Genomic DNA, 16,868 nt, shown 5'->3' with positions numbered 1-16,868 from the left:
GGAAGGCGGTAGGCGTTACGAGCGGAGCCGGTACTGCTCCGGTGACTGTCGGCCCCGACGTCTTGTCGTCCTTGTTCGCCCTGCTGCCCACAGGGCGGCCAGGCCCCGCCACCAGAGCAGCCGCCGCAAGAATCCCGGCCGCCGCAAATACTGGCCATTGTCTGAGGCGCCGTTGCCGAGCGGCCATAGCCGCTCCCGTCTCCGCCGATCAACGACGACCGCAACGACTGCACAGCCGTCCACTTCTCCCGCACTCTCTCCTGACATCGAGTCATACGCACGGCTGGCCCACCAGCGGAGTTCCTCTACATGGCCACACCCCGACACCCGCACGAGTGACCGATACCCGGGAACGACTTCGGGGGCCGGACGAGTCTCCGTCCGGCCCCCGAGGGAAGCACACCCACGCGGTTCTTCCTTACCGCAGCGAAGCGGCCCGACCTCGCCGGTACAGGACGACCCCGCTCGTCAGCAGCAACGCGGCACCCGCCGCCAGCAGCGCTTGCTCCCCACCACCGGTCTCAGCGAGCGAGGGCGGCTCCACCGAGGACTCGCCCACCGGAACCTCAACGGCCGGAGGCCGGCCGGCAGGGGGCTCGACAGCCCGCGGCTCGTCAACCGGGGTGTCCGGCCGCGGCGACATGGGCGTCGTCGACTCCGGCGGCGTGGAGGCGGGCGGTGAAGTCGAGGGCTCCTCGGGCGGCGTGGACGGGTCACCGCCGTCCTCCTCGCCGCCATCGTCCCCGTACCCGACGTCGTCGCCGCCGTAGCCGCTCTCTTCGCCGTAATCGACGCCAAGGTTGTAACTGACGTCGTAGTCGAACTCACTGCCATAGGCGTAGTCGCCGTACTCGACGGACGTGTCGACGTCAGCACTCACACCGACGGAATCGCCGTCGACGTCCGGCTCAACGTCAGCCGAAACCTCAACGTCGCCGCCCGACGGAGCGCCGGACGATACCCCTTGGCCTCCCTCGGAACGCGAGTCCGCGAACACCGGGGTGCCGTACAGGGACAGAATGCTCGTCGCGGCAGCAGCCACGACCATTCCCCTGCTCAGGTTCTGTCGCAATCTGGTTGTCTTCCTGCTCGATCAAGTGGGAGAAGCCGGCATGAAACCGAAGGAAGGGTCCCAATCCCGGCCTGTGCCTCAGCCGTTCAACTGCTCTTTGGACAGCGGCACGATGGGCACGATGAGTCCGAAAGAACTGGCTCTCTCGTCAGTTCCCCCCCCTCTTCCTGCGACTGCGCCGGGGAGTGGCTTCACGCCTGCCATAGTTCCGCCGCCGCTGGATCTTCTGACTGGTGAGATGATGCGACCCAGTGAAATGCCAGTACCGACACCCGGGACACCGATAGATCCGATCCGGAATCTTCTCGATCAACGGCTGCCTGACAATCCACCCCCGAGCCTCGCCCTCAGTCCGGAACGACGCCTTCCCCGTTTCCGGACAACGCGGCAGGACGACCGCGTCACTCATGTCCCCTCCGATGTGCTCTACCTGCGCGATTACCTGCGGCGCGATGATTCTGCGGTGATCAACACCAACCCTGAACAGGGGAAAGCGCCTCTCCCTCGGCGGATGAGGATGCTTCCCCATTCGCCTGCCAGGGAGAGACGCTTTCAGGTCGGGTCACGATCCCCAAGAGAATCGAGATTTGGTGCCTCTGACCACCCGCACAGGACTTGAACAGTCACAACGCGGGGTCAGGGGCTCCGTTTAACCCCGACGTCAGACCGCGTCGGTGATCGTGTCGGTGATCGTTTCAGTCAAGCTCGCACCGGCGGACGTGCCCGTCACAGCGCCATTCTGGTTGTTGTTGTAAATGTTGGTCTCGCCGATCTGGCAGGCCGTCGCCGGGCCGAAGCCCGTCGGCCCTGCAGCGGTGGCGCCTTCGCCTTCTGCGCCCGACGGGGCCGAGGTGTTGCCACAGATGTAGCCGTCCTTGCGGTCGTCGTCGCCGGCGCTGGCAGTCGACGCAGAACCCGCGACGAGGGCGACCGCAGCGAGGGTCGAGGCGGCGCCCAGCTTCATGCTCTTGCGCATTGATATCTCCGTTTCTCGGTCCTTCTCCGTTTGGAAGAACGAAATCGATATTGCCTTGGCAGGGAAGCCCGCACCACTTGAGCGCGGCCTAGACCCGGAACTTCATCCGCTTGGCCCTGTACGTCAGTTGATACGAATTACAGGGATCCCCAGGTCACACCGGATCGGTAATTCAAACGGAGTAACGACACACCGTCAAAGCAGAGTTGAACCATCGTTGCATTCCGAACCCACGCCCGAATGGGCGCCGATACGGCACATTCCCGGGACCTACTGTCGAACCGAGACGCCTCGATGCGCGGCCCCGCAGGCCGCACTCCCACAGGAGCACATTCGACCGGCCGGAGCGCGAACGCCCGGACTACAGGCGGGCCACATCTCGCGCTCCGGCTGCGCTTCGACGCTGTGGCCCCCGAGTTCGCGATGCCGCAGCTCAACTCCCGGAAGATACGGGCCTATTGGAAGGTGCATTGCCGCCACCAGTTCGGGCCTGCACCTCAACTCGAAGCTGCTGGAGAAGGTCCGTTCCCTCACTCGGGCGCGCCCGCCAGGAGCAAGACAACACCTGCTTATCGGCAAGGAGCGGGTGCCCGCGGCGCGCCCGAGGGGACGCGTTACGAAGGCGGGTGCTGCAACGCACCCACCTTCGCGCCTCGTATGAGCGAGGACAGCGCGTAGCGGCCGGCCGTCAGGACCTCCTCCGGGATGTCGCTTTCTCGGAGTGCCACGCCATTGTTGGTGGCGGCGACTTCGACGCAGTTGTTGCCGCCGCCCCCGCAGAACGACGATCGCTGCCACTCGTTCCCGCTCATGTCCCTGGTCCCCTCACAGTTCGCGCGCGATGGAGCGGATGAGCTTCTGTGACTCGTCTGGTGACAGCGCCGACTGCTCCATCAGGTCCAGTAGGGAACGATAGTTCGCCAGGGAGGTCGGGGCATCCACGAAATGCGCGCCCATCGCTGTGTCCAGCTGAACCGTGTCCAACTGCGGAACCGGGCCCTCCGCGTACAGGACCGATTGCCCGGCTCCGTGGAAGGCTCCGGCGCTGAACGGAATGACGAGCAGCGTCACGTTGGCGCGGTCGGCTGCGTCCGCGAGGTACTCGAGCTGGGCTCGGGCCACATCGCGCCCGCCGAACGCCAGGCGCAGGGCGGCCTCGTGGATGATTCCGACGTAAGGCGTCGGGTTCGGTCTGCTGAGGATGTCCTGGCGCTTGAGGCGGTGCTCGACCCGTAGCTCAACGTCCAGCCGTCGCAGCTTCGGCACGGTGTATTCGAAGATTGCTCGCGCATGATCCTCGGTCTGGAGCAGGCCTGGCAGGTGAATCGACTGGGCTGTGCGGATCCGGGTGGCGAAATGCTCCACCTCCGAGACCTCAAGGTGCCCTTCTGGGAGCTTGCCTCGATATTCGTCCCACCAGTAGCTGGCCCGACGGAGGCCCGCCATCACGGCCAGAGCATCGACCAGTGCCGGATCAGGGCACTTGTAATGGCAGGCGATCTGCCGCACCCGCTCCTCGCTGAGGCCAGTACGTCCCGCTTCGATGTTGGAGATCATCGTCCGGTCCGAGCCGAGTAGCGAGGCGGCTTCCTGGATGGAAATGTCTGCCTGCTCGCGCATGCGACGCATCTCCGTGGCCAGGCGTCGCTTGCGGTTCGTCGGGGCGTTTCGTGGGGCCATGGGTCCTCTCTCGTGCGCGCGAGCAGTCTGACAAGGAACACCTTGGCCGTCTAGTGAGTGCCTCAACTGTTCACTAGAAAGTGGAAGTTGCGCTCACTAGTGAGTTTTCGTGCTCTACGGTGTGACCCGTGCCACCCGTTCGCCGCCGGAACCGGAAGCGCACCGCGCAGCCTTGCCCACCCGGGACGCAAGGCTGCGCGGCAAAGACACCGTCCGGCCATGGCCCCAACACCGCGTGGCGCACGCCCACTTGTCACATCACAACTGCGCACCCCCAGGAGGCGCCGCGTGGACAACGACCGCATCTGCCCGAACCCAACCACCACACCCCACGGCGACCAGAATTCCCTTCTCATCACCGCCCTCGATCCCCTCGGAGGCCTCCCGCACCCGCCACCCCTCCCCTTCGCCGCCCCCTGGCACTACGAACTCCACTTCCCCTGTGACCCGAGAGGCCCAAGTATCGCCAGGCTCACCCTTCGAGCCGTACTCTCCGCTCACGGTCTCGCCGAACTCACCGACCGCGCTGAGCTGTTGGCCTCCGAGCTGACCACCAACTCGGTTCGGCACACAAAGGGGCCCGCATCCGTACGGCTCCAGTGGCTCTGTCCCGTACTGCGCGTCACCGTCTGGGACATGAGCCCCGACCTGCCCCCACCCGCGCCGCCCGTCGCACCCCCGCCGCACGCCGACGCCGGGCGCGGGTTGCTGATTCTCGACACGGTGGCCGACCGGTGGGGTGGGTGCGCCATAGGAGATGGGCCGTACGAGCGGGGCGGCAAGACCGTCTGGTTCGAGCTCTCCCTCCCGGAGCGGGTGCCGCCGACTCTGGCCGCCTGACCCCACGTGGGCCGGAAGGGTCCAGAGGTGACCCGTCACGCAAGCGGAAGCCGTTGGCTGACCCGTCCGCCCGGGACACCAGCTGCGAATGGCGTGAACACATTCCGGAAGAGTGTTCACGCCATTCGCAGCATGCCTGCCGGGGCCGCGCCCCATCGGCCGGATTCGCAGACGGAGTCCACTGTCGGACGAGGGCGCCCTCGTAGCGGCCTGCTCGAAGCGCGACAGAACGCCTCGGTTGACCACTGCCGCAACGGCCGCCTCGGCAAGCCCGTGGCCCAGCAGTCCTGGCGATGACCTTGGCATCAACACCCGTATGGGCTTCAACCGTCGGTCACTGATCGCCTGCGACCACTGAGCCACACTGGAGCTACTTGTCCGAAGGCCGCTGCCTAGAGGCCGCCGATGCCGCCGATGCCACTGACGCCGCCGACGAGGCCACTGACTAGGTCGCCGACGATGCCACTGACGCTGACGACGAGGTCGAGGCCGAGGCCGAGGCCGATAAGGTCTTGCATGTCACCCTCCTTGCTTTGTCAACGCGAAACGCGCTGTCCCTCCGATCTTCAGACCGGATGGAGTACAGGACTAGTTGGAGCCGCCATTCGAGTGACAGGCGCGGTGACGAGCAGCTCAAACCCGCCTGTTCTCCCGCAGGGCCGCCGCCAGCTTGCGGGCCGTGTCCGGGCTGCAGCGCCCGAGGACGTCTCCGTGGCGGCAAGCTCGACGCCCGTCTACAGGTCGAGGACCGCGCGGAGCGCCTGGTTCACCCGCTCCATCACCGCGGGCTCCACGGAGCCGAGCCGCTTCGCGTCGTCGAAGCGCGCGGTCCTCAGCTGCTGGATGTTGACCGCGACCGCCGTGCACGGCAGCGGGTCCTCGATGGTCACGGACATCGCGGTGTCCGGGAACCTGCCGGCGGGATGCAGCACGATCGCGACCACCGCGCCGTACGCCCCCTCCAGCCCATCCAGCGAAATGATCAGGACGCTCCGCCCGTCGCCGAGCGTCCAGATGTCCCCCCGTTTCACAGACTGTCGCCCTCCTCACACAGGTCGTCGCCGAGGCCGAGCGCTGCGAGTTGCTGCGCGGCGTCGATCACCGACTGACGTCGGACCGCGCGGACGATGTACGCGTTGAGAGAGAGCCCGGCTGCCTTGGCGCTGGCCTTTATCGAGGGTTCGAGGTCATCCGGAATCCGGAGCGTCATCACAGACATGCCCTCACGTTAGCAACCAAGGAATGGTGGCACATTTCGGTGTCGCAGAGTGGTGCACCAGGGCCGCGTCAGCCCCGATAAAGCGCCTCGATCTGATCCGCGTACGCCCGCGTAACCGCATGCCGCTTCACCTTCAGGGACGGAGTGAGGAGGCGGTTTTCCTCTGTGAACTCGCCTTCCACTAGGAGGAATTCGCGGATGGACTCGGCTCGGGAGACCGCCTGGTTCGCGTAGTCCACGGCCTTTTCGACGTCGGCTCGCATGGCGGGGTCGCGGATCAGGTCGGACATCGGGGTGTTCGCGGGCATGGCGCGGACGTGGAGCCAGTGGGCTACGTCTTCGCGGTCGAGGGTGATCAGGGCGGCTACGTAGGGGCGGTTGTCGCCTACGACGATGCACTGGCCCACCGGGGGGCGGCTGCGGAGGCGGTCTTCCAGGATGGCGGGAGAGACGTTTTTGCCGCCCGATGTGATGAGGATGTCTTTCTTGCGGCCGGTGATGGTGAGGTAGCCGTCCTCGTCGAGGGAGCCCAGGTCGCCGGTTGCGAACCAGGCGTCCGTCAGGGCGGCGTCGGTGGCGGCGGGGTTGTTCCAGTACGCGTTGAAGACGATGCCGCCCTTGATGAGGACCTCGCCGTCGTCGTCGATGCGGATCGCCGTGCCGGGGACGGGGAGGCCGACGGTGCCGGGGCGGGGCTTCAGGGGCGGGACGATCGTTGCGGCGGCTGTGGTCTCGGTCAGGCCGTAGCCCTCGTAGATGATGATTCCGGCCGCGTAGAAGAAGAGGTTGAGGTTGCGGTCGAGGGGGGAGCCGCCGCTGATGGCGTAGCGCATGCGGCCGCCGAGTTCCTTGCGGATGCGGCGGTAGACCAGCAGGTCGTAGAGGGCCCAGGCGGCCCACAGGCCGGGGTTCGGGCCCGGGCCGCGGTCGAGGAACTTGTTGAGGTGGGCCTCGCCGAAGCGGACGGCGATTCGGTCCGCGCGGTCGAAGGAGGCGCCACGGCCGATCCGTTCGGCGGTCGCGCGGCCGGTGGCGTGGATCTTCTCGAAGAGGTACGGGACGCCGACCACGAAGGTGGGGCCGAACTCCCTGAGCGCGGGCCGGAGTTCGTCGGGTGTGATGCTCGGGAAGTGGCCCAGCTCGATACGGGCCATCAGGCAGGCGATCTGGATCGTACGGCCCAGGATGTGGGCCAGCGGCAGGAAGAGGAGAGTCGAGGCGACCTGGCCCGTGATCTCTTTGAAGATGGGATGCAGGAGCTCGACCGTGTTGGCGGCCTCGGCATGCAGGTTTCCGTGCGTGAGGACGCAGCCCTTGGGCTGGCCCGTGGTACCGGAGGTGTAGCAGATCGTCGCGGGTGTGTCGGGGGTGAGGGCTTCGCGGCGCTTGATGATCTCCTCGTCGGGGATGTGCTGGCCGCGGGCCGTGAGTTCGGGGATCACGCCTTCGTCGATCTGCCATACGCGCGGGGGCTCGGGGTGGTCGGCCGTGCCGGCCACGACGGCGTCCTCGTTCTCGGGGGTCTCGGCTATGACGAAGCAGGCGCCCGAGTCGCGGACGATCCACTCGATCTGCTCGGCCGAGGACGTGGCATAGATGGGCACGGACTGGCCGCCCGCCGCCCAGATCGCGAAGTCGAGGACGGTCCACTCGTAGCGCGTACGGGACATCAGCGCGACTCGGCCGCCGGGTTCGAGTCCCGCCGCGATCAGTCCCTTGGCGACGGCGGTGACGTCGTGGGCGAAGGCCTCCGCGGTGACCGGCGCCCACGTGCCGTTTGCCTGGCGGCGGCGAAGGATCACGGCGTCGGGGGCCTCGGCCGCGTTGGTGTAGGGCAGGTCGGCGATGCTGCCGGTGGTGGCCCTCGGCGCGAGGGGTGGCATACGGGCCTCGCGGACGACTCCGTCGTGGTCCCTGACGATCTCGACCTTGGTGCTGCGGTTCGTCAGGTCGGTACGTTTCTTTGCCTGTTTCAGATCTTTGCGTACGCCCATGACGGCTCCCGGTCGCGGCGGCTCACTTGCAGTGGTGTGCGGTGTGTAGTTACGCGGGCGTCAACTTACTCGCGCGTAGCCGAACTTCAATCGGTTGTTCGCCTGTGTTCGGTCGTGTGGGCGTTCAGGCCAGATGCCCTTGGCGGCTTGTGAGACGCATGAGGTCTTGCGCACTGCGCGATTCCGTTCGACCCTGAGGCTTCATGTTGCCTTCCGGTGGAGCCGCCGTATGAGCACATACCGTCCGAGCCGCCGCAATGTCCTCGTCGCAGGAGCCGCCCTCGCCGGCGCAGCCGCGTTCGCCGCACAGAAGCGGGCGTTCGCTGCCGAGGGGGACGAGTGGGACGCGAATCCGAGAGTCTTCCAAGTCAACAGAGAGCCGGCCCGGGCTGCCCGCCTCGTGCCGTACGCGACCGCCGCCGACGCCCGGCGCGGGCAGTTCGACAAGTCGCCGTACCACCGCTCCCTGAACGGGACTTGGCGCTTCCACTGGGCGAGAAACCCCGATCAGCGCCCCACCGGGTTCCACGTGCCCAACTTCGACGACAGCGACTGGGACCGCATCCCCGTCCCGTCGAACTGGGAGATCGAGGGCTACCCGGAGCCGATCTACCTCAACATCCCGTATCCGTGGATCGGTTACGAGGAGCCGAAGCCCCCGCAGATCCCGCACGACTTCAACCCCGTCGGCTCGTACCGCCGTACCTTCACCGTGCCCGACGGCTGGAAGAACCGGCGCACCCTGATCTCCTTCCAGGGCGTGAAGTCCGCGTTCTTCGTGTGGGTCAACGGCGAGCGCGTCGGCTACAGCGAGGACAGCTACACGCCCGCCGAGTTCGACATCACCAAGTATCTGAAGGCCGGGCGGAACACGCTCGCCGTGGAGGTCTACCGCTGGTCCGACGGCAGTTGGCTGGAGGACCAGGACATGATCGACCTGTCCGGCATCTTCCGCGACGTGTATCTGTACTCGGTTCCGCAAGTGCACGTCGACGACCTGTTCGTGCGGACGGAGCTGGATTCCGCGTACCGCGACGCCGTATTAAGCGTCGATGTCGCCGTACGCGACCGGGGTGGGGACCAGAAGGCCGGCCATCGCGTCGTGGCCGATCTCTTCGACGCCCGAGGCCGGCGCGTACTGCAACTGGCAGACGGCATCGAGGAGAAGGTGACGCTCAAGGGCGACGTGAAAGCCCCCACCCTCTGGTCGGCCGAGCATCCGAATCTCTACACCCTGGTCGTCACGCTCAAGGACCGCTCCGGCAAAGCCGTCGACATCCACAGCAAGCGCGTCGGCTTCCGCCAAGTCGACTACGGGCCCGGCAAGTTCACCGTCAACGGCAAGCCGATCATGTTCCGCGGCACCAACCGCCACGAGAACGACCCCGACCGCGGACAGGCCGTCGACGAGGCGCGCATGGTGCAGGACATCCTGCTGATGAAGCGTCACAACATCAACGCCCTGCGCACCGCGCACTACCCCAACCATCCACGCATGCTGGAGCTGTGCGACGAGTATGGGCTGTACGTCGTCGACGAGGCGAACCTGGAGACCCACGGCGTACGCGACACCGTGCCGGGTTCGCTGCCCGAGTGGACCGACGCGTGTGTGGACCGGATGCGGTCGATGGTCGAGCGGGACAAGAACCATGCGTGCGTGGTCGTGTGGTCGCTCGGCAACGAAGCGGGCCAGGGCTCGAACTTCAAGGTCATGGCCGACTGGGTGCATGCTCGCGACGCCTCGCGGCCCGTGCACTACGAGGGCATGAACGCCGTGACCGATGTGCACAGCGAGATGTACACTAGCCCGGCGGGCGTCGAGCGGTACGGCAAGTCGGGCAATCCGAAGCCGTACATGCTGTGCGAGTACACGCACATGATGGGCAACAGCGGCGGCAACCTCCCGGAGTACTGGGAGATCATGGAGCGCTATCCGAACCTGCACGGCGCATTCTTCTGGGACTGGGCCGACCAGACGATACGGCTGCCCGTGCCCGGCGACCCGAAGCGTACGTATTTGTCGTTCGGGGGCGACTGGAAGCCCGGCTATCCGACGGATGGGAACTTCTGCTGCAACGGCCTGGTGGCGGGCGACCGTGCCATTCATCCGGGGCTGCTGGAGGCGAAGAAGGTCTACCAGCCGGTGGGGATCGCGGCCGGTGATCTCGCCGCGGGTGTGGTGAAGGTGCGCAACAAGCACCTGTTCAGCGGCCTGGACGCGTACGAGCTGCGGTGGACCGTCACGCGGAACGGCGCGCGCGTGCAGCACGGCACGCTGGCGGCGCCCAAGGTCGCGCCGGGCGAGGAGGGGACCGTACGCATTCCGTATCGGAAGCCGTCCGCGCTCGAACCCGGCGCGGAGTACTTCCTCAACCTGTCCTTCGTGCTGCGGAAGAGGACGAGTTGGGCCGACGCCGGACACGAAGTCGCCGCCGAACAGCTGACGTTGGACTGGCAGGCACCCGCCCCCGCCGACCCCGCACCACGTGGCGGACTCAAGCTCACCGAGACCGACAGCGAGGTGAAAGTCAGCGGCCGAAACGTGGAGGTCGTGCTGTCGAAGGCCACCGGCACCCTCTCCTCGTACGCCTTCCGCGGCCGGCTTCTGCTCACCGAGGGCCCCGTCCCGAACTTCTGGCGGGGGCCGACGGATAACGACATCGGCCGTAAGTTCCAGAACACGGCGCGCACTTGGCGCGACGCGGGAGCCAAGCGCACCGTGAAGTCCGTCAAGGCCTCGCAGCCTTCGTCCGCCGAGGTCGTCATCGAGGTCGGCTGTACGCTGCCGACCTCGCCGAACGCCTCGTCATGGCGCACCGAGTTCCGGGTGCGCGGGGACGGCGAGGTGCGGGTGCGGCACACGCTGGAAGCGGCCTCGGGGTTGCCTGATCTGCCCATGGTGGGCGCCCTGTTGACGGTTCCCGGGGGTTTCGAGCGGCTCGACTGGTTCGGGCGCGGGCCGCACGAGAACTACTGGGACCGCAAGACGTCAGCGTTCGTGGGGCGTTGGCGTTCCACGGTCGACGACCAGATGGCGCCGTACGTCCGCCCCCAGCAGACCGGGAACATGACGGACGTACGCCACCTGTCGCTGACCGACCGTTCCGGTGACGGGCTCATCGTGATCGCCGATCCGGCGGACGGCGAGCCGTTGCTGGAGACCAGCGCCCTGCACTACTCGCCGTTCGACCTCGACGGGCCGCGCCATCCGTACGAGTTGAAGCGGCGCGACGAGACCGTACTGGGCGTCAACCACCGGCAGATGGGCGTGGGCGGCATCGACTCCTGGGGGGCGGCCCCGCTGGAGAAGTACCTGCTGCACTCCGGACGGACGTACACGTACGCCTACCGGCTCAGGCCCGCCTAGCCCGCTACCTGCCCGCCTGTTCGATCGTCTCGGCGAGTTGGCGTACCTCCTCGGACTCCGTGGTGTCAGCCAACTCGTCGGCACGGTCGGACAGTTCGGGCAGACCGGGCGCGCCGGGGAGACGGGACCAGCGGGAGTCGCCGGAGCGGAGGGCGTCGGCGAAGTAGGCGGCTATGGCGGTGACTTGGAGTCCGTTGCCGGCGTTGTCGCGGCTCCACAGCGGCTGGTTGAGGGCCTCGGACTCCAGCTGGGCCGACTCCTCGTGCGGGGTGCGGGTCTCGGGGTCGAGCCAGCGGACGGTCGCGGTGGCGAGGTGGCCGAAGGCGCCGGGCTTGGTGCGGACGGCGTAGAGGGCCGTGACCGTGTGGCCCGGGCCGATCTCGCCGCCGTCGACCTGGTCGTTGCGGAAGTCCTCGTCGGTGACCTCGCGGTTGTCGTAACCGATGAGCCGGAACTGCTCGACCGTCTCCGGGTCGAAGGCGACCTGCGCCTTGGCGTCGCGGGCGGTGAGGTCGATGTTGCGGGGCAGTTGGTCGACGAAGACCGTCCGCGCGTCCTTTTCGTTCGATACGTAGGTGGTATGGCCATCGCCCTTGTCGGCGAGCTGTTCCATCAGGGCGTCGCCGTAGTCGCTGCCCACACCGACCCCGAAGAGCGTGATGCCGTGCTCGCGACGGGCGTCGGAGACCTGATCCAGAATCGAGTCGGCGTCCGTGTCACCGGTGTTGGCGAGGGCGTCGGAAAGCAGGACGACACGGTTCGTCGCGCCCTCACGCCGGCCCTCGACGGCGGTGGCGTACCCGGTGTCGACGCCCGCGCCGAGGTTGGTGGACAGGGTGGGCTCGAGGGTGTCGACGGCCTCGTGGACCCGGTCGCGGTTGTCGCCGAGGCGGGTCATCGGGAGTACGGTCTCGGCCTCGTCGCTGAAGGTGACGATCGCGACGGAGTCGTCGTCACGCAGTTCGTCCGTCATCACACCAAGCGACTTCTTGACCAGGTCGAGCCGCCCCGGCTCGCCCATGGAACCCGAGACGTCAATCACGAACGTGAGGGCGGCGGGCGGCCGTTCACCGGTGTCCTCGGCCGGCCGCGTGGCAAGACCGACGCGTACGAGCCGCCAGTCGTCGCTCTCCCCACCGGCCTCCGTACGCGCCCCGTCGACGGTGACGGAGAAGCCGTTGCCGTCGGGACGCTCGTAGTTCTGGCGGAAGCTGTTGATGAACTCCTCCGGACGGATGGTCGCCGGGTCCGGCCGCCGTCCGTCGGCGATGGTACGGCGCGCGTACCCGTACGAGGCGGTGTCGACATCCAGGGCGAAGGTGGAGAGATAGTCGGCGGGAGGCGGCGTACTCTCGCGGATCTCGCCCTTCTGCTCGCCCGGCGCGGTGCCTTCGTCGGTGCCCGAGGGGCCGGTCGGCTGCGCTGGGTCGGGTGCCGGGAAGCGCTCGGTGTCACCTGCGGTCTTGCCGCCGTCGTGCGACGCCTCGTTGGCGCCCGAACTGCAGGCGGCGAGCAGCAGGCAGCTCGCGGCCATGAGAGCGGCAAGTGCACCGCGCGGTCGGTGGGTTGAGCGTGTTCGTTGTGTCGTCCGGTACTCGCCCATGCGGGCCCCCTCTGAGTTGACGTCGACGTCTGTGACTGTGACGCCGGAGGGGGCCGAGGTGTGCGGCACGGGGCGTTGCGGATCGATCTCAAAGCGGGCACGGCGGGCGCCTGTTGAGACCGGTGGGTGATCCTCCGGAGACCTGGAGGTGTCCGGAGGGCGCCCTTGCGACTCCGGGCTCTCAGCGGCAAATGACCGGGGTGAGTCCCGGCACAGGCAGGTCAAGGGGCTCGTGGCATACGCGCACGAAGGGCCGCCTGGCCAGTCGCGGAAGGTCAGGGGCGTACGGGGCAGCGGCGCGCGAGGCGGACGCCTTGCGCGGCGTGGCGTCACTCGTGTTCCGCAGCGTGCCGTCACGCGTGGCGGCAGGGGCGGGCACGGGGGAAGTCGGCGCGGCTGCCTCCGGCCGACGGTGTGGGCGAGGGGATGCGGGCCGGGGCCGTACGGTGTCCGCGGTCGAGGGCGGAAGCGCGATGAGGTCACCGCTGCCGATGCTGGTGCGTTCCGGTGCCGGTACGCGCGAGTTCGGCGCCTTGGCCGGTGGCCGACGCGCGGTGGCGGACGCATCCGGGGATTCGGTGGCCCCCGGCGTGAAGTCCGACGGTGCGGATTTCGGGACTACGGGAAGCTCGGTGCGCTGCGTCGTGGACCGGGCCGGCGACGACACCAGGTACTCCAGGGACACCGCCGCCGCGGCGGCCAGGGCACCCCACCACAAGGGAGCCGGCACCCGGTCACGGACCCGACGCAGTGCCCTGCCGAACCCACGCCTGCGCAGGAACCGGGCCGCGAGGACGAGCAACTGCCACAGAATCAGGACCAGTCCGAGCAGCGGAAGCAGCAGGAAGAGGATCTGCACGCAGGCCGAGAGCACGCCGAGTACGGGATTGCCGCCGGCCGTGGCACCACTGGCCAGGGAGACCATGGTCTGCCAGGCGGTGGCCGCCAGATCCGGAAGCTGGAAGAAGACGATGCCGAGTTGGATCGCCAGTGCGGGCAGCACCGCGAGGACCCAGACGGTGACGACGATCTGGGGCCAACGCTTGAGGGCGTTGAGTGCTTCGTCCGCAGGCCGGCGGAGGATGGTGCGCTTGAGGATGGGGCCGACGTACTTGAAGAGGTCCGGAATGCCGACCAGGTCGGAGACGATGTAGTACCCGTCGAACCGGAGCGTGGGCAACAACTGCTGGACCATTTCCAGGTTGACGAGCAGGAAGGTCACGAGCAGCAGCGGGGATCCGGTGTACTCGTACAGCAGGAACAGGCCGACGATGAACAGGCCGTTGAAGTAGACGCCGCCCAGATCGGTGCGCAGACGTCCGCTCTTGCTCAGCCGGTATGAGTTGGTGACGTCGGTGTAGAAGGCGGGCCACACCAGATAGATGCCGCATCCCATGGCACCGGGCGGCACCCTCCCGTACCGGCAGGCCGCTGCGTGACCGACCTCGTGGAACGCGGCGGAAGCCAGGGTCAGCAGCACCACGAGCAGGATGCCGGCCGGATTGGCCATCACGTGCGCCATCGCCTGGCCCATGTTCTGCGTGCTGAACAGCCAGATCTCGCTGGCGACGATCGCGGTGACGGCCACGACGAGGACGAGGGGCCGGTACAGCCAGGCGAACAGTCCGCTGATGAACCAGGTGGCCCGTTCGGAGACCAGTGCGGCACGAAAGCGCAGGCCCAGGAAGGGGTGTTCGCTCTTGGCGACGGTGGGCTGCGAGCCGTCGGTGTAGGTGGTGATGCCGAGCGGAGCCAGCTTGCGGTCGATCAGGAAGATCACGTGCTCGGCGGCGAAGGTGCGGCCCGTCGTACGGCTGAGTTCCCGTGCCACACGCGACATCAACTGCCGCCCGTTCAATGGTCTTTTCGCTGCTCTGGAGACCTCGTCCAGGGCCTGGGCGGCCTGGTAGAGCAGGGGCGGGAGGTGGATCACCTGTCCGTCGAAGCGGTAGACCAGGAGCGGAGGGTTGCGATATCCGGATCCCGCGAACTCGCCCACCAGCTCGGTTCCCTCGGTGATGGCGGGCGCTGCGGTGGAGGAAACGAGGCCGCCCTGGGCTTCGGGCGTGGATACTCGCGTGCTGATGACAAATCTCCAGACGTCGGGCGTTTCCAGAACTCAGCGGCTGCTGACCGCGGCAGGAATACACGTCATGCTGCTGCCACCGCCCAGCCCCAAGGTGCCGAAGGGATCCGCCACCCCCGGGGAGTTCGTGGCCTGGCATGCGTAAGCCACAGTGCCGCCACCGCCCTGGGGGAAGTTGAACGTCGTATGCCTGCTGTTGTCCAGGCTCAGATCAATAATGGACAGCAGAAATTTCCCGGGGATCAACTCACCGGAGAGTGCGTAGAGTTCCGGGTAGTCGACGGCAGACATGTTTCCCCTTCCTGATTCCTTCAGGTTGAGCCCGTGCGGGGCTTTGGGCCGGACAACAGGATGAGCGGCCGGGGAATGGACCGGCAAAAAGCCCGTCCATTCCCCGGCCGCTCGAACACGCGCCTAGAACACGGCGGTCGAAGCCGGAATACAGGTGAGGCTGGAGTTCGGGTACAGCGCTCCGCCGAGCGGGCCAGTACCGTTGACCAGCCCGGACGTGCCCAGGTTGTTGACGGACTGGCAGGCCGAGGTCGACAGGGCGCCGCGGGGAGCGACGTCACCGCCCTCCGCGACCGCGGAGCTGGAGCTGCCCGAGCTGGCGGACCCGACGCCGTCACCGCCGCCGTTGCCACCGAGGCTGCCGATGGGGACCACCGTGGACAGCACCGAACGCTCGGGGAGCATCTCGCCGGTCAGGCCCTCGAGCTCGTCGAAGCTGATCGTAGGCATGGAATTCCTTTCGTCTCCGCATGAATTGCGTCTTGCGGGAGAAGTTCTAACAGAAGGTCACCACCCCACCAACGGCCACTGTGCCGCGCCGTTGCGGAAATTCACCTGTTCCGACCAGGCAGCGAGACGCCTCATACAAACTGCGTGGCACCCCACTCAAGTCTCATACAAATGGGCGAGTTCCGGTGGTGCGGAATCCGCGAGTGGTTGACGTTGATGGAGATACGTCGGCGATCCAGCCTGCTGGCAAACGGCCAGCGATCGTCGGTGTCGGAAGGAATACGCGACTATGCGTTCTGCTCGAGTACTGCTCGGCTCGGCTGTGCTGGCCACGGCCGCCCTGACCTTGTCGGCGCCCGCCGCCTTCGCGGCGCCGGCGGAGGGCCACGCCGTCGTCCAGGGCCATGACGGCAAGGGCAAGGGCATAAAGAAGCACGGCCACGGCAACGACGGCGGGAGCTCCAACTCCAGCTCGAGCTCGAGTTCCAGCTCCAGCTCCTCCGGGGGCGGCGGTGTCGGCGGCGTGGTGAGCGTTCCGGCCTGCAGCGTCGTGAGCAGCGCTACGACTTCGGTGTTCACCTGCCTGCCGGGCGCGACCGCGGTCTTTTAGAGCGCCGCCTCTCAACTGACCGTTCCCGCTTCGGGAACCGGGGCAGAAGAACCGCCGCCTCGTTCGAGGCGGCGGTTTTCCTATGGGTCGCATCCGGTTCCCGTGGGTCCTATCCGGTTCCGTGGGTCCTAGCTGGTTCCCGCGGTCGCCGCTCCGCATGTCGGGCAGCGGTGCCGTGCGGCGGCCTGGGCTGCGGCTCTTGCGGCGAGGGTGCCGAGGGCCTGCTGGAGGGCCAGTTCCACGGCGGCGGGGACGAACAGCGTGCCCGCTCCGTCCGGCGGCACCAGCCATCGGAAGCGTCCCGGCGTCCGATAGGGGGCGGGCACGGTGATCCAGGCGCCCTTGCCCAGGTAGCGGACATCCGAGCCGACCCAGCGGCCCTCGGGATCCGGCGGCAGGAAGAAGCCCACCCTGCGTGCGCCGGTGTCCGCGAGTACCGGGCCGGGTGCCTGCGGGATGCAGAGCAAGGCGTCCAGGGCCGGCACGCCCAGTTCCTCCGGCACGCTCAGTACGTCCCAGAACCGTCCGCAGGGCAGTACCGCGATCCCCTCGTAACCCTGCCACCGCCGCTTGCAGTCGCGTGGATCGGTCGCGGCGGCCGCCAGCCACTCCATGGCCGGCTTCGTGGTGACTGTTCGCATGGTGACCCTCCGGATCCGTTGGCCCCGCACGGGCGGGAC

Annotated in this window: 16 protein-coding genes; 3 read left to right on the top strand and 13 right to left on the bottom strand. The window is 67.5% G+C overall.

Annotated features, from left to right (window positions below; translation table 11 throughout):
- Positions 1 to 418: 418 nt before the first annotated feature.
- The 4 genes from ACQEVY_RS30400 to ACQEVY_RS30385 form a co-directional block, all read right to left on the bottom strand.
- Positions 419 to 1,042 carry an LPXTG cell wall anchor domain-containing protein gene (locus ACQEVY_RS30400; RefSeq protein ID WP_432952562.1) on the bottom strand — a complete coding sequence of 208 codons (624 nt, stop codon included), beginning with the start codon at positions 1,040 to 1,042 and terminating at the stop codon, positions 419 to 421.
- A 691-nt stretch (positions 1,043 to 1,733) separates the two neighbouring features.
- Positions 1,734 to 2,048 (bottom strand): hypothetical protein, encoded by a 315-nt coding sequence (locus ACQEVY_RS30395; RefSeq protein WP_432952560.1) that lies wholly within the window; start codon positions 2,046 to 2,048, stop codon positions 1,734 to 1,736.
- A gap of 614 nt (positions 2,049 to 2,662) precedes the next feature.
- Positions 2,663 to 2,860 (bottom strand): DUF397 domain-containing protein, encoded by a 198-nt coding sequence (locus ACQEVY_RS30390; protein ID WP_432952559.1) that lies wholly within the window; start codon positions 2,858 to 2,860, stop codon positions 2,663 to 2,665.
- 13 nt (positions 2,861 to 2,873) lie between these two features.
- The gene (locus tag ACQEVY_RS30385) at positions 2,874 to 3,728 is read right to left on the bottom strand and encodes a helix-turn-helix domain-containing protein (RefSeq protein WP_432952558.1); all 855 of its coding nucleotides are present in this window, start codon (positions 3,726 to 3,728) and stop codon (positions 2,874 to 2,876) included.
- A 288-nt stretch (positions 3,729 to 4,016) separates the two neighbouring features.
- Here ACQEVY_RS30385 and ACQEVY_RS30380 point away from each other — a divergent pair, with 288 nt between their 5' ends.
- Positions 4,017 to 4,568 (top strand): ATP-binding protein, encoded by a 552-nt coding sequence (locus ACQEVY_RS30380; RefSeq protein ID WP_432952557.1) that lies wholly within the window; start codon positions 4,017 to 4,019, stop codon positions 4,566 to 4,568.
- Positions 4,569 to 4,960: 392 nt separating this feature from the next.
- Here ACQEVY_RS30380 and ACQEVY_RS30375 read toward each other — a convergent pair whose 3' ends face one another.
- From ACQEVY_RS30375 to ACQEVY_RS30360, 4 genes are all read right to left on the bottom strand, one after another.
- On the bottom strand, positions 4,961 to 5,086 hold the full coding sequence (locus ACQEVY_RS30375; RefSeq protein WP_432952555.1) for a hypothetical protein: 126 nt from the start codon (positions 5,084 to 5,086) through the stop codon (positions 4,961 to 4,963).
- A 216-nt stretch (positions 5,087 to 5,302) separates the two neighbouring features.
- On the bottom strand, positions 5,303 to 5,599 hold the full coding sequence (locus tag ACQEVY_RS30370) for a type II toxin-antitoxin system PemK/MazF family toxin (protein ID WP_432952553.1): 297 nt from the start codon (positions 5,597 to 5,599) through the stop codon (positions 5,303 to 5,305).
- Complete coding sequence (locus tag ACQEVY_RS30365; protein WP_432952552.1) at positions 5,596 to 5,787, bottom strand: toxin-antitoxin system HicB family antitoxin; 192 nt, start codon at positions 5,785 to 5,787, stop codon at positions 5,596 to 5,598. Before ACQEVY_RS30365 ends, ACQEVY_RS30370 begins: the two co-directional genes overlap by 4 nt.
- 68 nt (positions 5,788 to 5,855) lie before the next feature.
- Positions 5,856 to 7,781, bottom strand: coding sequence for an AMP-dependent synthetase/ligase (locus tag ACQEVY_RS30360; RefSeq protein ID WP_432952551.1), 1,926 nt, complete (start codon positions 7,779 to 7,781; stop codon positions 5,856 to 5,858).
- A 229-nt stretch (positions 7,782 to 8,010) separates the two neighbouring features.
- Between ACQEVY_RS30360 and ACQEVY_RS30355 the strand changes: the two genes are divergently transcribed.
- Entirely contained in the window at positions 8,011 to 11,148 is a 3,138-nt protein-coding gene (locus tag ACQEVY_RS30355; RefSeq protein ID WP_432952549.1) for a glycoside hydrolase family 2 TIM barrel-domain containing protein, read from the top strand.
- A gap of 4 nt (positions 11,149 to 11,152) precedes the next feature.
- Here the strand turns inward: ACQEVY_RS30355 and ACQEVY_RS30350 are convergent, their stop codons facing one another.
- The 4 genes from ACQEVY_RS30350 to ACQEVY_RS30335 form a co-directional block, all read right to left on the bottom strand.
- Positions 11,153 to 12,682 (bottom strand): YfbK domain-containing protein, encoded by a 1,530-nt coding sequence (locus ACQEVY_RS30350; protein WP_432952548.1) that lies wholly within the window; start codon positions 12,680 to 12,682, stop codon positions 11,153 to 11,155.
- A 250-nt stretch (positions 12,683 to 12,932) separates the two neighbouring features.
- Positions 12,933 to 14,750 (bottom strand): hypothetical protein, encoded by a 1,818-nt coding sequence (locus tag ACQEVY_RS30345; RefSeq protein ID WP_432952547.1) that lies wholly within the window; start codon positions 14,748 to 14,750, stop codon positions 12,933 to 12,935.
- A gap of 120 nt (positions 14,751 to 14,870) precedes the next feature.
- On the bottom strand, positions 14,871 to 15,128 hold the full coding sequence (locus ACQEVY_RS30340; protein ID WP_432952546.1) for a hypothetical protein: 258 nt from the start codon (positions 15,126 to 15,128) through the stop codon (positions 14,871 to 14,873).
- Between the two features lie 123 nt (positions 15,129 to 15,251).
- Positions 15,252 to 15,578, bottom strand: coding sequence for a hypothetical protein (locus ACQEVY_RS30335; RefSeq protein WP_432952545.1), 327 nt, complete (start codon positions 15,576 to 15,578; stop codon positions 15,252 to 15,254).
- A gap of 289 nt (positions 15,579 to 15,867) precedes the next feature.
- On the opposite strand from ACQEVY_RS30335, the gene ACQEVY_RS30330 reads away from it, so the two are divergent.
- Entirely contained in the window at positions 15,868 to 16,188 is a 321-nt protein-coding gene (locus tag ACQEVY_RS30330) for a hypothetical protein (protein WP_432952544.1), read from the top strand.
- A gap of 128 nt (positions 16,189 to 16,316) precedes the next feature.
- Here the strand turns inward: ACQEVY_RS30330 and ACQEVY_RS30325 are convergent, their stop codons facing one another.
- Positions 16,317 to 16,829 carry a hypothetical protein gene (locus ACQEVY_RS30325; RefSeq protein WP_328771435.1) on the bottom strand — a complete coding sequence of 171 codons (513 nt, stop codon included), beginning with the start codon at positions 16,827 to 16,829 and terminating at the stop codon, positions 16,317 to 16,319.
- Positions 16,830 to 16,868: the final 39 nt, after the last annotated feature.

The organism is Streptomyces sp. CA-288835 (genome assembly GCF_050936385.1).
In the GTDB taxonomy this organism is placed as follows: domain Bacteria; phylum Actinomycetota; class Actinomycetes; order Streptomycetales; family Streptomycetaceae; genus Streptomyces.
This window is presented reverse-complemented; position numbering and strand designations above follow the sequence as displayed.

Excerpts from the sequence above, each read along its gene's own strand:
- ACQEVY_RS30395 (WP_432952560.1), bottom strand. The coding sequence starts at position 2,048 with ATGCGCAAGAGCATGAAGCTGGGCGCCGCCTCGACCCTCGCTGCGGTC.
- ACQEVY_RS30390 (WP_432952559.1), bottom strand. The coding sequence starts at position 2,860 with ATGAGCGGGAACGAGTGGCAGCGATCGTCGTTCTGCGGGGGCGGCGGC.
- ACQEVY_RS30385 (WP_432952558.1), bottom strand. The coding sequence starts at position 3,728 with ATGGCCCCACGAAACGCCCCGACGAACCGCAAGCGACGCCTGGCCACG.
- ACQEVY_RS30375 (WP_432952555.1), bottom strand. The coding sequence starts at position 5,086 with ATGCAAGACCTTATCGGCCTCGGCCTCGGCCTCGACCTCGTCGTCAGC.
- ACQEVY_RS30365 (WP_432952552.1), bottom strand. The coding sequence starts at position 5,787 with ATGTCTGTGATGACGCTCCGGATTCCGGATGACCTCGAACCCTCGATA.
- ACQEVY_RS30360 (WP_432952551.1), bottom strand. The coding sequence starts at position 7,781 with ATGGGCGTACGCAAAGATCTGAAACAGGCAAAGAAACGTACCGACCTG.
- ACQEVY_RS30355 (WP_432952549.1), top strand. The coding sequence starts at position 8,011 with ATGAGCACATACCGTCCGAGCCGCCGCAATGTCCTCGTCGCAGGAGCC.
- ACQEVY_RS30350 (WP_432952548.1), bottom strand. The coding sequence starts at position 12,682 with ATGGCCGCGAGCTGCCTGCTGCTCGCCGCCTGCAGTTCGGGCGCCAAC.
- ACQEVY_RS30340 (WP_432952546.1), bottom strand. The coding sequence starts at position 15,128 with ATGTCTGCCGTCGACTACCCGGAACTCTACGCACTCTCCGGTGAGTTG.
- ACQEVY_RS30335 (WP_432952545.1), bottom strand. The coding sequence starts at position 15,578 with ATGCCTACGATCAGCTTCGACGAGCTCGAGGGCCTGACCGGCGAGATG.
- ACQEVY_RS30330 (WP_432952544.1), top strand. The coding sequence starts at position 15,868 with ATGCGTTCTGCTCGAGTACTGCTCGGCTCGGCTGTGCTGGCCACGGCC.
- ACQEVY_RS30325 (WP_328771435.1), bottom strand. The coding sequence starts at position 16,829 with ATGCGAACAGTCACCACGAAGCCGGCCATGGAGTGGCTGGCGGCCGCC.